This window comes from Actinomyces sp. HMSC08A09 (assembly GCF_001807465.1).
Taxonomy (GTDB): Bacteria; Actinomycetota; Actinomycetes; order Actinomycetales; family Actinomycetaceae; genus Actinomyces; species Actinomyces oris.
Map to the genome: position 1 here is coordinate 37204 of NZ_KV789096.1, position 12740 is coordinate 49943.

Below are 12740 nucleotides of genomic sequence, written 5' to 3' on the forward strand. Positions count from 1 at the left end.
GGTGCCCGTCAGCACGACTCCTAGCCAGTGAAGGAACCCGAGTCCATGAGTGAGGACTTCTCCGCCGCAGAGCCGCTCCTGGCCGAGTACGCGGATATCGAGGCCGAGATGGCCGGGCCCGCGGCCTCCGACCCCGGTGCCATGCGTCGGCTGGGGCGCCGCTACGCCGAGCTGGGCAGGGTCGCGGCCGCCTACCGGGCATGGCAGGCGGCCAGTGCCGACCTGGCCGACGCCCGCGAGCTGGCCGCGGAGGACGAGGACTTCGCCGCTGAGGTGCCGGCCCTGGAGGCCGCCGAGGCCGCTGCCGGCGAGCACCTGCGCGAGGTCCTCGTGCCCCGGGATCCTGACGACTCCCGCGACGTCATCATCGAGGTCAAGGCCGGTGAGGGCGGTGAGGAGTCGGCGCTGTTCGCCTCCGACCTGGCCCGCATGTACTCCCGTTACGCCGAACGGCAGGGCTGGGCCGTGGAGGTTCTGGACGCCACCGACTCCGACCTGGGCGGCTACAAGGACGTGCGCCTGGCCATCAAGGCCCGCGGACCCGTGGAACCCCAGGACGGGGTGTGGGCGCACCTGAAGTACGAGGGCGGTGTCCACCGCGTCCAGCGAGTCCCGGTCACCGAGTCCCAGGGCCGCATCCACACCTCCGCGGCCGGCGTCCTGGTCATGCCGGAAGCCGACGACCCCGGTGAGCTCCAGATCGACGCCGCCGACCTGCGCATCGACGTCTTCCGTTCCTCGGGGCCTGGGGGCCAGAGCGTCAACACCACGGACTCGGCCGTGCGCATCACGCACCTGCCCACGGGGATTGTCGTGTCCATGCAGAACGAGAAGTCCCAGCTGCAGAACAAGGAGGCGGCCATGCGGGTCCTGCGGGCCCGGCTCCTGGCCGAGCGCGCGGCGGCGGCCGCCGCCGAGGCGGCGCAGGCCCGTCGCAGTCAGGTGCGCACTGTGGACCGCTCCGAGCGCATCCGCACCTACAATTTCCCTGAGAACCGGATCGCCGACCACCGCACCGGCTTCAAGGCCTACAACCTCGATGCCGTTCTTGACGGTGATCTCGGTCCAGTGATCGCCTCGGCCATCGCCATGGACGAGGCCGAACGATTATCCCAGGTGGGTGAGGGCAGTGGTTCCTGAGTTGTGCGGCGGCGCGCCGGCGGGTGCGGTGGACCGCTACGGGCTGCGGGCGCTGGTGCGTCAGGCTGCCGGTCGGCTGGCTGCGGCCGGCGTGACCAGCCCTCAGGTCGATGCCCGCATCCTGGCCGAGCACCTGCTGGGGCGGGCCCTGCTGCTGGCCGACGGCGCCGACGGCGACTTCCCGGCCGCCTATGACGCGCTGGTGCTGCGCCGCGAGTGCCGTGAGCCCCTCCAGCACATCATCGGGCGCATGTGGCTGCGGGGCGCCGAGCTCATCAGTCGTCCCGGCGTGTTTATCGTGCGCCCGGAGACCGAGGTGGTGGCCGGGGCCGCCATTGAGGCGGCCCGCGAGGTCATGGACGGCGGCGGGGGAGTGGTCCTGACCGCCGACCTGTGCACCGGCTCGGGTGCGATCGCGGCCTGCGTCGCCAAGGAGGTGCCGGGTGCCCGGGTGGTCGCCGTCGAGATCAGTGAGACCGCGGCGTCCCTGGCCCGCGAGAACTGTGAGCGGCTGGTGCCCGGTCGCGTCGAGGTGATCCACGCCGACGCCACCGACCCGCTGGTCCTCCACGACCTCAACGGGCAGGTCGACGTCGTCGTCTCCAACCCGCCCTACGTGCCGGCCGGCGCCGTGGAGGACACTGAGACGGAGCAGCACGAGCCCACGGTGGCGCTCTACGGCGGGGGGCCCGATGGGCTGGAGATTCCGATTGACGTCCTGGTGCGCTCGGTTGCGCTGCTGCGCACCGGCGGGGTGCTCGTCATGGAGCACGACCACGAGCAGGGGGCGCTGCTGCGCGCCGCCGCGCTCGGAGCCGGGTTCAAGCAGGCCGAGACCGGCCAGGACCTCACCGGCCGCGACCGCTACCTGCGCGCCGTGAGATAGGTTCTTCGGTAGGTGAAGCAAAGGTGGCCGGGCCGCCTACCGCCTCGGCGGCCGGAGTGGTTGGTTCTCTGGTCATCGTTCCGCGGTTCTGAGAGAATAGTTCTGTGGCGGTGAAAGTGGCGATCGATACCAAGGCGCTGTCGGAGGCATGCGCCCGGTTTGGTGTTGTTCGGTTGCGCGTCTTCGGGTCAGTGCTTACCGAGCATTTTGATCCCCAAACCAGTGATATCGACTTTCTTGTCGACTTCCAGACGGGTCGGGAGGATCGATTCGCGGATTTCTTCGGCCTGCAGGATGAGCTGACGAGGATCTTCGGAAGAAAGATTGACCTGGTCATTGCTGACTCAGTCAAGAATCCTTACTTCAAGTCCTCGGTGCTGAGGGGTGCTGAGGACGTCTATGCGGCCTGAGTAACGGTGTTGGAGTTGGCCTGATCTCGGCGCCTCGGGTACGTGTGATGGCAGCGTGATGCTCGCTCATGGAGGGGTGTGCGACCGGGGTCAGGAGTTACGACCGCCTGCGGAGGATAGCTGATCCGCCGACTCGTGGATCACCGTCGTGGCGTCCTCCAGGAACTCAATGAGCTGATTGACCCGGCTCTCGGGCCAGCCGTCCACCAGTGCCGTCAGTTTCCGGTTGGCGGGCAGGAATATCTCGGCGAGGCGATCAGCGCTCGTGGCGTGGATGGTGAAGGAGCGCAGGTCCGTCTCACTGGGGCGACGCTCAACCCAGCCATCGCGGACGAGTCGCCGCAGCACGCTCGTCATCGTTGTTGTCCCCATCCGGGTGCGGCGGGCGAGGGCAGTGGGGGTCTGCGGGCCGTCGCGGTGCAGGGCGTCGAGTACCGCCAGGTCGCTGTCATTGAGCCCGGTTTTCGCGGCGACAGCGCGGTTGCTGGCGGCGAGCTCGCTGTTCATGGCGCGCAGCGCCCGGATGAGACGCTGATCGTGAATCCCTCCGCTCAAGCGGCCCTCCTGATCGGGGTGAACATAGGTGAGTGTCAGGATAGATCGATGACGAGCTTGCCGCGGACGTGGCCCTTTGCCAGCTCGGTGTAGGCGGCGCGAATCTGCTCCAGTGTGAAGGAGTAGGTGCGAGCAAGCTCAACCTTGATGGCGTCATCCGCCACCAGCTCTGCCACCTCCTCGAGGTCGCCACGTCCACTGCTGTGCCGTGAGCCGGTGAACTGCGCACCCCTGACGATCGCCGCGGGTGAGGGAACCAGGGTGCCGATGGAACGGCCCGTCAGTCCGAGATCGCGACCAAGCCGTACGTAGGTGCCGCCGTAGCAGTCCAGGAGCTTGGTGACGGGGGAGGGAGCCGCGTCGCGAACCCGGCTGGTCAGATTCTCGCCGTAGGTGACTGGAATAGCGCCCAAGGAGCGGAGATAGTCCATATTGCGCGCGCCGGCGATTCCGATGACGGTGGCGCCTCGGCTCGCGGCCAGCTGAGAGGCGAGCGAACCCACACCGCCCGCGGCGGCACTGATGACAATGACATCGCCCTCGTGCACGTTCAGCTGCTTGAATGCGCCGCACGCGGTTTGCGCAGCTACGCCAAGGCAGGCCGCCTGCGTGAAGGACAGTGGAGCCGGCTTCTTGACGACGTCGTCGGCGGGTGCCACCAGCTCGGTGGTGAGTGCTCCGCGGGTGTCGGCCTGACCGGGCGCACTTCGCAAGGTGCCCAGCACGGCATCGCCCACGGCGAGGTCGGTGACGTTCGCACCGACGGCATCAATGACGCCTGCGAAGTCGCGGGCCACGCCCCTGGGGAAGCGAGCGGATGCGCCCTCCAGCCAGCGTCGAGGATGAAGGATGCGCTGAACCCGTTCAAGCCTTCGCAGATCACCTCGGAAGGTCTTGAAGTCGAGGGGGTTGAGCCCGACGGCGCGCACCGCGATGCGTACCTCTCCGTCGCCGGGTGCCTGCGGCGGGCGCTCGGCCTCCTCCAGGACCTCTGGTCCGCCGAACCGGCGATACTCGATTGCTCGACTCATGGAAGCCTCCTCGGACTCACTCGACAGCGAGATGCTGCGCTCACATCCATCTACTACGTGGAACGTATAGTACGAGCTTCGTACTAGTTGAGCAAGGAAGCGTCCTTGGGTGGGTTCAGTGCTCCCTTCGGGGAGAGGTCGCTCAGGGAGACCTGCTCCCAGGCGTTGGCCATCGCATCGGGCACGAGCCCGGTGATCCGCATGACCTCCGCTGTGAAGGGAACCGTGTGAATGCCTGAGGCGGTGGTGACGCCTCGGTCGGCCTCCGTCCCGTTGTCAGTGCATGGGCGGGGAAAGCGGGACATGTCGGTGGCCTGGCCTAGGCTTGGCCTCACGATGAACGCGATGAACTCCCTCTTCGGCGCCCTGCCCATGCCCGGCTCCGGCGGTGCGGCCACGCCGCCGCCCGAGGCCGCGCTGCCCGCCCTTGTCCCCGCTGCAGGCTCCTTCGACGATGACTCCTGGGCTGAGGTCGAGGCCCCGGAGGAGGACTGGGGTCCCGAGGACGCCCCACCGCCTGAGGACGAGTCGGCCGCAGCCCCCACCTGGGAGGAGCGTCAGGACGAGGTCTCCGCTCTGGTCGCCCGCGCCCAGGCCAATGCCGCCGCGGCCCGCGCCCGAGCCGACGGCGCCGCGCCCTCGGGTCGGCCCACCGGCCCGGCCTGGGGCGTCACAGTCTCAGACCCGGCCGAGCTCATCCGTGGCCTCAACCCCGCCCAGGAGGCCGCCGTTACCCACGCCGGCGCCCCCCTGCTCATCATCGCCGGTGCGGGCTCGGGCAAGACCCGGGTCCTCACCCACCGCATCGCCCACCTCATCGCCACCGGACGCGCCCGCCCCGGCGAGATCCTGGCCATCACCTTCACCAACAAGGCCGCCGCCGAGATGCGCGAACGCGTCACCGCCCTGGTGGGCCCCGCAGGCGAGCGCATGTGGGTCTCCACCTTCCACTCCGCCTGTGTGCGCATCCTGCGCCGCGAGCACGAGGCCGCCGGTCTGCGCTCCACCTTCTCCATCTACGACGCCGCCGACTCCACCCGCCTCATCACCCTCATCGTGCGCGAGCTGGGCATCGACCCCAAGCGCTTCACCCCCAAGACCTTCGCCCACCGCATCTCCGACCTCAAGAACGAGCTCATCACCCCGGCCCAGTTCGCCGAGCGCGCCGTCACCTCCAACCCCCTCGAGCGCCACCTCGCCGAGGTCTACCGCGCCTACGCCCAGCGCCTGAGCGCCGCCAACGCCCTGGACTTCGACGACATCATCATGCGCACCGTCTCCCTGCTCCAGACCCGCCCGGCTGTGGCCGAGATGTACCGGCGCCGCTTCCGCCACATCCTGGTCGACGAGTACCAGGACACCAACCACGCCCAGTATGTCCTCGTGCGCGAGCTCGTCGGTGGGCCCGGCACCTCCGGGGCCGGCTCGGCCCTGCCGCCGGGCGAACTCACCGTCGTCGGCGACTCCGACCAGTCCATCTACGCCTTCCGCGGCGCCACCATCCGCAACATCGAGGAGTTCGAGGAGGACTACCCCTCGGCGCGCACCATTCTGCTGGAGCAGAACTACCGCTCCACCCAGAACATCCTCTCGGCCGCCAACGCCGTCATCTCCCGCAACAGCGGCCGGCGCGAGAAGAACCTGTGGACCGCCGCCGGAGACGGCGCCCCCATCACCGGCTACGTCGCCGACTCCGAGCACGACGAAGCCCGCTGGATCAGCCAGGAGGTCGACCGCCTGGCCGACGAGCACGGCGTACGCCCCCGCGACGTCGCCGTCTTCTACCGCACCAACGCCCAGTCCCGCGCCCTCGAAGAGGCCTTCATGCGCGCCGGCCAGCCCTACAAGGTCATCGGCGGCACCCGCTTCTACGACCGCCGCGAGATCAAGGACGCCATCGCCTACCTGCGCGCCGTCGACAACCCCGACGATGACGTCAACCTGCGCCGCATTCTCAACGTCCCCAAACGCGGCCTGGGGGACAAGGCCGAGGGCGCCCTGGCCGAGCACGCCGCCCGCTACGCCGTCTCCTTCGGGCAAGCCGTCGCCGACGCCGCCGGAGCCCCCCGTGAGGCCCAGACGGACGGAACCGAGAACACCGACGGGCAGGACACCTCCACCACCGGGGCCGGTGAGCCGCCCGAGGTCGAGGGCCTGACCACCCGGGCCCGCAACCAGGTGCGCGGCTTCCACGAGCTGCTCACCACCCTGCGCCACATGGTCACCGCCGGCGACGGCGTCGCCGACGTCCTCGACTCCGCCCTGGACGCCTCGGGCTACCTCGCCGAGCTGCGCGCCAGCGACGACCCCCAGGACGCCACCCGCGTGGAGAACCTCGCCGAGCTCCACTCCGTGGCCAGCGACTTCCAGGCCGCCAACCCCGACGGCACCCTGGCCGACTTCCTCGAGCGCGTCTCACTCGTGGCCGACTCCGACCAGCTCCCACCCAGCGCCGACCTGGAGGACGAGGAGGCCCGGCAGGCCGAGGAGCAGGGCCAGATCACCCTCATGACCGTCCACACCGCCAAGGGCCTGGAGTTCCCGGTCGTCTTCGTCACCGGCATGGAGGACGGCACCTTCCCCCACGCCCGCTCCCTGACCGAGGAGACCGAGCTCGCCGAGGAACGGCGCCTGGCCTACGTGGCCCTCACCCGCGCCCGCGAGCGCCTCTACCTCACCCGCGCCGCCGTACGCTCGGCCTGGGGAGCCGCCAACGCCATGCCCGCCTCCCGCTTCCTCGACGACGTACCGGACGAGACCATCGACTGGAAGCGCCTGACCTCCTCCATGGAGGCGCTGCGCGGCGGCGGCACCGGCTGGGGCAGCAGCTGGGGCGAGGGCGGCTTCGGCTCGGGCGGGCGGCGCTCAGGCTCCTCCCGGCAGAGCTCCTACTCCGACGACGATGACTTCGCCCCGCCCGTGGGCGCAGGCACCAAGCGCTCGGGCAAGCTGGGGCGCGTGGAGACCGCCCAGGACCGGGCCGCCAAGCGCGCCTCCGCCCGTCTCGAGGCCCGCGGCAAGCAGATCGCCCCCTCACCGGCCGGCGCCGCCTCGGAGGACCTGCCCGCAGCCGTCGCCGGGCTGAGGACCGGCGACCAGGTGCGCCACGACTCCTACGGGGTGGGCACCGTCGTCGGCCTGGAGGGCAAGGGGCGGTCCCTGACCGCCCGCGTCGAGTTCGTCATCGACGGCGCCCCCACCACCAAGCGCCTCATCCTGCGCTACGCCCCCGTCGCCAAGATCTGACGAAACCATCCGCCATCAACCTCCCGCGGTATCGGAAACCGAGCTGAAGGCAGTGGGCGCCGGTTCCTCCTGGCGGGGGAGGTGTGGCGACCGGCAGGTGGGCAACACTGTGGTCATGAACGCCCCGGCCTCCTTCCCGACTTCATCAGCGGAGCCGCGGGCTCCTCGCCTCCTGGACCGGCTCGTCCCGGTCAGTCCCCAGTGGCGCATTCCTCCGCGGAAGGCGGAGCGCCTCGGCTGGCTCCAGCTCCTTCTGGGGATCCTGGTCGTCCTCGGCGCTCAGATGATCGTCGGGCTGCTGGCGGTGGCGACTGGACTCGTGCGACACGGGGGCGGGGCGGCAGCCCGGCCGGGTGTCGCGTTCATCGTCGCGATCAGTGCCGTGCCCCTGACCGTGCTCGGGTACTGGCTGCTGGTGCGCTTCGTCGGTGGCCGGCCCGTCATTGAGCTGGGCGGGCGCGGGGCGGCACTGCGTGAGCTCCTGGTCGGCCTGGCCATGGGTGCGCTGCTCATGGGTGCCGTCATCGCGGTCCTGGCCCTGCTCGGTTCCTATCACGTGGTGGACGTCGGTTGGAGCACGGGGATCCTCGTCGGCCTCCAAGCCGGTATCGTCGCCGGATTCACCGAGGAGATCCTCGTCAGAGGTGTCATGCTCCGCCTCATCGAGGGGTGGGTGGGGACCTGGTGGGCGCTGGCCATCACCGCGGCGTTCTTCGGCGCCGCCCACCTCGGCAACCCTCAAGCCACCGTCTTCGGTGCGGTGGCGATCGCACTGGAGGCGGGCATCCTGCTGGGCGCCTGCTACCTGCTCACCCGTCGCCTGTGGCTGGCGATCGGGCTGCACGCCGCCTGGAACTTCGTCCAGGGCGGCATCTTCGGCTCCGACATCTCCGGCACCGGGTCGGGACGCGGACTCATCGAGGCCCGCTTCACCGGCCCCGACCTGCTGACCGGCGGAGCCATGGGGATCGAGGCCTCCGTCGTCGCGGTCGTGCTGTGCACCGCGGCCGGCGTAGCCATGCTGCTGGCGGTCCGCCGGCGCGGGCTCGTCGTCCCGCCCTGCTGGCGCCGCCCGCCTCAGGCCACACTGGACGGTACGCAGCCGGCCTAGGATCCGTCACGAAACCAGGACGGAGCACTGTGTGTTCGTACCATGGCGCGCGCGGTCGTACCCTCTACCCCTCGAACGCGAGGCTCAAGGTACGACCGCGACGTCGAGCACCTCGGGCGGTGACGGCGTGAGCCGACCGCAACCGGATCAGCTACGGCTCGGCACCAGGCGCACGGGGCGCCGCTCGGCCCGGAAGTCGTTGACCGGGGCCTCGGAGGCGTAGCCCAGGGCGAAGCCCGTGATGAGGCGGTAGTCCGACGGCGCCTCGAACTCGGCGTCGAAGGGACGGCGCCAGGTAGCCAGGACCCCCAGGGGGCAGGAGTCGACGCCGTGGGCCTTGGCGGACAGGAACAGGGTCTGCAGCATGATCCCGGCGTCGAGCGCCGCGAAGGGCATAAGGCCCTTGTGGACCAGGACGAAACCGATGACCGGGGCGCCGAAGGCCTCACAGTTGCGGCGGGCGGCCGCGTCACGGGCCTCGCGGTCCTTGCGGGCGATACCCATGTGCGCGTACAGCCGGCCACCGACCGCCTGGGAGTGGGGCAGCAGATCCGCGGGGTAAGGCGCCCAGGTCGGGTAGTCGCCGTCGGGCGCCTTGCCGCTCAGGGCCAGGCGGGCCATCGCCCCGCGCTCCTTGTGCTGGACGGGGAGCGTGGTATCGAACTCCTCGACGTAGGCCGTCCGCAGGCGGTCCGCCTGCTCACCAGTGGCCAGCGCCACCATGAAGGGGCGGGTGTTCGACCAGCTCGGCGCCTGGCGGGCGTCCTCCAGGATCTCCTCGATGACCTCAGGCGGTACAGGATCGGCCCGGAAGTCCCGCACGGAGTGCCGGGAAGCGGCCAGGTCGGAAAAGGTCTCGGGGTTCATTGCGGCGTCTCCTTGGACGGGTGCTGATGGCGTGGGCCGAAGGTGGAGTCGTCCAGCTGGCGCAGGACCCGGGCCGGGTTGCCCACCGCCAGGCTGCTGGCAGGAATGTCCTTGGTGACCACCGAGCCCGCGCCGATGACGCAGTTGTCCCCGATGGTCACACCCGGGCAGACGATGACCCCGCCGCCCAGCCACACGTTGTCCCCGATCGTGATGGGGTCGGCCGCCTCCAGGGAGCAGGCGCGCGGCGTCGGCTCCAGGGGATGGACCGGCGTGAGCAGCTGGACGTTCGGGCCGATCTGACAGTGCGCGCCGATACTGATCCGGGCGACGTCGAGGGCCACGAGCCCGTAGTTGACGAAGGTCCCCTCACCCACGGCGATGTTGTCCCCGTAGTCCACGCGCACCGGCGGCAGCAGGTGTGCCTTGTCGCCCAGCCCCGGGATCGCGGAGCGCAGCAGATCCCAGCAGTCCTCCTCACCCTCGGCGAAGGCCCGCTCGAAGCGGTGGAGCATCTTGCGGGCGTGGGCGGCGATCCTGGCGTTGTCCGGGTCGTCGGCGACGTACCAGTCACCGGCGAGCATGCGCTCGCGGTTGGTGCGCTCATCGCCCACGAAGTAGGGCTCTGCCTCCGGGAAGCGTGGGGCGGGACTCTCACTCATACCCAGCAGCCTAACGGCGGCCCGACACGCCCGTCGGCCGGTTCGAGCCGACCCGCCGGAGTCGGCGCTCAGAGCCTGTTCAGGAGTGGGGGAGCACCTCGGCCACGGCCGCCCGCAGCGTCTCCGGCAGGCCCAGGGCCTCGAGCTCACCCAGCAGGGCGGTTCCGCTCAGGCCCCGCTGCACCGCGTCCCAAGCCAGGTCCTTGGCCATGTACTCCACGCGCGCGGCGTCCAGGATTGCGTGGACCTCATCGCGCCAGTCGGCTGGGGAGTGCTTCGTGCCGCGGAGGACCAGCTGGACGCCGTCGATGAGTTCCTGGCGGCTCAGCTCCTCCAGGTGCACCAGCGTCCCGGCCCCCAGGGTGAAGCCGTCACCGCTGACCTCCTCGGTGGCCAGCCGGCGCGCCCGCTCACCCACCCCCAGCCAGGCGCCGGCCACCTGGCCGGCCAGGAGTCGCACCGTCACCAGCCGCGAGGCCGGCACGACCTCGGCCGCCCCCTCCAGGCGGATACGCAGCACCACGTCGGCGCCGTCCTCCTCCTCGGCCTCGGGCCAGGTCAGCGCCATGTGGGTGCGGGCGATCTGGTCCTGCCCGGGCTGGGCCGAGCCGTCGTCCTCCTCCAGGGTGAAGCTCCCCGAGCCCCCGGGCACGACGACGATCTCCAGTTCGCGCGGATTGTCCCCGGCCGCCTCCGTCAGGTTCCCGGCCAGAGGGATGACGGAGCCGGCCCGGGCCAGTACCCCGATCCTGTCCAACGGGCGCGACAGGCTCAGCATGCGCCCGCGCCCACCGGTGGTGGCCTCATAGCGGCGCCCCGTGGGCAGGTCGTACCAGACGCCGTCGGGCAGCCAGGTCAGCTCCCGCCCCAGGCCGGTGGCCACATCGAGCGGGGAGGTGAAGGGCACCACCAGCAGGTCCCCGAAGCAGAAGCTGCCCCGGTGCTCGTAGGCGGCCAGCTCGCGCGGGTGGTCGTGGTAGACCGGACGCACCGGAGCGATGCCTTCACCCGCCGAGCGGCGCGCCCACGTGTACAGGTAGGGCACCAGCCGGTGACGCAGCTGCAGGTGCGCCTCCATCGTGGCGCGCGCGTCACGCGAGTAGCGCCACGGCTCCTTGGAGGTGAAGCCCGAGTTCGACGAGTGCAGGCGGTTGATGGGGGAGAAGCAGCCCAGCTGGAACCAGCGCGCCGCCATCGTGTCGTCGCTGCCGCCCAGCATGTGCCCGCCGATGTCATTGGACCACCAGAAGTAGCCGATGTTGGCGGCCGTGGCCGTGAAGCGCGGCTGGAAGCGCAGGGAGTCCCAGCTGATGATCGTGTCCCCGGAGAAGCCCACCGGGGTGCGGTGGCTCGAGGCGTCGGCGAAGCGCGAGAAGGTCACCGGGCGGCGCCGCTCCACGCCACCGTCGGCCGCCGGGCGCTCGCGGCCCGAGTCGAGGTAGTGGACGTGGTTGAGCATCCACAGCGGGTCCAGGCCGGGAACCGTCGTGGAGCCGCCCTGCTGCCAGTCCAGCCACCAGAAGTCCACGCCCTCGTCCTCCAGGGGGTGGTGGAGGCGCGAGAGGTAGGAGCCCACGAAGTCCCGGTCGGCGATGTTGAAGGGCACGTCCTCCCCGGTGCTCGCATCCAGGCCCAGGTCGGCGCAGACCTCCTCATAGGCCTCCTCGTGGCGGCGCACCCCCTGGGCCGGGTGCACGTTGAGCGTGGTGAGCATGCCCCGCTCGTGCAGGCCGGCCAGGAAGGCCGCCGGGTCCGGGAACAGCTCCCGGTTCCAGGTGTAGCCGGTCCATCCCGTGCCGATCGCCGGGTCGATATCGGTGACGTGCCAGTCCATGTCAATGACTGCCACGGAGAAGGGCAGCTCCTCGGCGGCGAAGCGGTCCATGAGCGCCAGGTACTCCTGGTCGCTGTAGGGGTGGTAGCGGCTCCACCAGTTGCCCAGCAGCGCCCGCGGGATGAGGGGGCTCGGCCCGGTGAGGCGGAAGAAGTCCTGCAGCGCCTCCTGGTAGTCCTGGCCGTAGCCGAAGACGTAGAGGTCCTGCGCCCCGTCGGCCAGGCGGTTGCCGGGCTCACGGGGCTGAACCCACTCGTCCTGGGTGAGCAGCAGCGAGGCCGAGTCGTCCAGGGCGGTGATGCCGTTGAGACTCAGCAGGCCCGGACCGAGGGCGACGGCGCCGTCGGCCTCATCAAGGGTGCGGGTGGTACCGCCCAGGTTCGTCGGGAAGGTCTCGGCCGGGTCCCACACGTCGCCGTGGTGCCAGGTGCCGCCGTGGGCGTGCAGCGCCGTCGAACGCAGCCTGACGCTGAGCCCGGCGGGGGAGAATCCCAGAGAGGGCACATGGGTCAGGTGCAGGTGCTCGGTGATGATCTCCAGGCGGTCCTGGCCGTGCACCACCCGGAACGACGGCGTCTCACCCAGGTCGCGGTTGACGACCAGCTGGGTGGCGGCGTCAGTGAAGACGCCCGTGGGGGAGTGCTCCATGCGGATGAGCCGAGAGGTGAGCACCGTGAACCGGTAGCCGGACTCCTCCGACGAGGTCCCGGCGATGACCGCCTCAGGGCGGGCGGCGGCCGGGCGCGGAGTGTCAGGGGCATCGCGGAGAGGAGAAACCAACGGTCGGCCTTTCACAGCAGGAGTCGTCACGGGGAGCGGTGGGAGAGGCGGCGCCCCGAGTGAGGCGCGAGAATTCATCTTAATCGGCCCTCCTCCCGGGCGGGTTCTGACACAATCGGTACCGGCCCGCAAGACCCCGTCAGCGCTGGCGGCGGAGCAGGGGTAGCCCCTCATGCACCCGGCCCGCCCCGCTTTCCTCGCATCCCCTGTCCGGTAGG

Annotated in this window: 11 protein-coding genes; 5 read left to right on the plus strand and 6 right to left on the minus strand. The window is 70.4% G+C overall.

All coding sequences use genetic code 11. The features are described 5' to 3' along the window. Nucleotides 1–45: 45 nt before the first annotated feature. From prfA to HMPREF3165_RS03845, 3 genes are all read left to right on the plus strand, one after another. Nucleotides 46–1140, plus strand: a complete 1095-nt coding sequence (prfA, locus tag HMPREF3165_RS03835) for a peptide chain release factor 1 (RefSeq protein ID WP_070510945.1) — start codon at nt 46–48, stop codon at nt 1138–1140. After that, on the plus strand, nt 1130–2026 hold the full coding sequence (gene prmC / locus HMPREF3165_RS03840) for a peptide chain release factor N(5)-glutamine methyltransferase (protein WP_009747883.1): 897 nt from the start codon (nt 1130–1132) through the stop codon (nt 2024–2026). Before prfA ends, prmC begins: the two co-directional genes overlap by 11 nt. 104 nt (nt 2027–2130) lie before the next feature. After that, nucleotides 2131–2436 (plus strand): nucleotidyltransferase family protein, encoded by a 306-nt coding sequence (locus HMPREF3165_RS03845; protein ID WP_070510947.1) that lies wholly within the window; start codon nt 2131–2133, stop codon nt 2434–2436. 90 nt (nt 2437–2526) lie between these two features. On the opposite strand, the gene HMPREF3165_RS03850 is transcribed toward HMPREF3165_RS03845, so the two are convergent. The 3 genes from HMPREF3165_RS03850 to HMPREF3165_RS03860 form a co-directional block, all read right to left on the minus strand. Continuing rightward, a complete protein-coding gene (locus tag HMPREF3165_RS03850) occupies nt 2527–2991 on the minus strand; it encodes a MarR family winged helix-turn-helix transcriptional regulator (RefSeq protein WP_003786809.1) in 465 nt (154 codons plus the stop codon). Between the two features lie 35 nt (nt 2992–3026). Further along, nucleotides 3027–4022 (minus strand): NADP-dependent oxidoreductase, encoded by a 996-nt coding sequence (locus HMPREF3165_RS03855; RefSeq protein ID WP_070510949.1) that lies wholly within the window; start codon nt 4020–4022, stop codon nt 3027–3029. An 83-nt stretch (nt 4023–4105) separates the two neighbouring features. Further along, on the minus strand, nt 4106–4327 hold the full coding sequence (locus tag HMPREF3165_RS03860) for a hypothetical protein (RefSeq protein WP_070510951.1): 222 nt from the start codon (nt 4325–4327) through the stop codon (nt 4106–4108). A gap of 31 nt (nt 4328–4358) precedes the next feature. Between HMPREF3165_RS03860 and HMPREF3165_RS03865 the strand changes: the two genes are divergently transcribed. Beyond that, on the plus strand, nt 4359–7268 hold the full coding sequence (locus HMPREF3165_RS03865; protein WP_070510953.1) for a UvrD-helicase domain-containing protein: 2910 nt from the start codon (nt 4359–4361) through the stop codon (nt 7266–7268). A gap of 115 nt (nt 7269–7383) precedes the next feature. Continuing rightward, nucleotides 7384–8379, plus strand: coding sequence for a CPBP family intramembrane glutamic endopeptidase (locus HMPREF3165_RS03870; protein ID WP_070511067.1), 996 nt, complete (start codon nt 7384–7386; stop codon nt 8377–8379). 147 nt (nt 8380–8526) lie between these two features. Here the strand turns inward: HMPREF3165_RS03870 and HMPREF3165_RS03875 are convergent, their stop codons facing one another. The 3 genes from HMPREF3165_RS03875 to HMPREF3165_RS03885 form a co-directional block, all read right to left on the minus strand. Next, nucleotides 8527–9246 (minus strand): nitroreductase, encoded by a 720-nt coding sequence (locus HMPREF3165_RS03875; RefSeq protein WP_070510955.1) that lies wholly within the window; start codon nt 9244–9246, stop codon nt 8527–8529. Continuing rightward, nucleotides 9243–9908, minus strand: coding sequence for a sugar O-acetyltransferase (locus HMPREF3165_RS03880; RefSeq protein WP_070510957.1), 666 nt, complete (start codon nt 9906–9908; stop codon nt 9243–9245). Before HMPREF3165_RS03880 ends, HMPREF3165_RS03875 begins: the two co-directional genes overlap by 4 nt. 79 nt (nt 9909–9987) lie before the next feature. Next, nucleotides 9988–12522, minus strand: coding sequence for a TIM-barrel domain-containing protein (locus HMPREF3165_RS03885; protein ID WP_070510959.1), 2535 nt, complete (start codon nt 12520–12522; stop codon nt 9988–9990). Between the last annotated feature and the right edge of the window lie 218 nt (nt 12523–12740).

Bases quoted from the DNA above. Each gene is read 5' to 3' on its own strand.
- prfA (WP_070510945.1), top strand. From the start codon at position 46: ATGAGTGAGGACTTCTCCGCCGCAGAGCCGCTCCTGGCCGAGTACGCG.
- HMPREF3165_RS03870 (WP_070511067.1), top strand. From the start codon at position 7,384: ATGAACGCCCCGGCCTCCTTCCCGACTTCATCAGCGGAGCCGCGGGCT.
- HMPREF3165_RS03865 (WP_070510953.1), top strand. From the start codon at position 4,359: ATGAACGCGATGAACTCCCTCTTCGGCGCCCTGCCCATGCCCGGCTCC.
- HMPREF3165_RS03880 (WP_070510957.1), bottom strand. From the start codon at position 9,908: ATGAGTGAGAGTCCCGCCCCACGCTTCCCGGAGGCAGAGCCCTACTTC.
- HMPREF3165_RS03855 (WP_070510949.1), bottom strand. From the start codon at position 4,022: ATGAGTCGAGCAATCGAGTATCGCCGGTTCGGCGGACCAGAGGTCCTG.
- HMPREF3165_RS03860 (WP_070510951.1), bottom strand. From the start codon at position 4,327: ATGTCCCGCTTTCCCCGCCCATGCACTGACAACGGGACGGAGGCCGAC.
- HMPREF3165_RS03875 (WP_070510955.1), bottom strand. From the start codon at position 9,246: ATGAACCCCGAGACCTTTTCCGACCTGGCCGCTTCCCGGCACTCCGTG.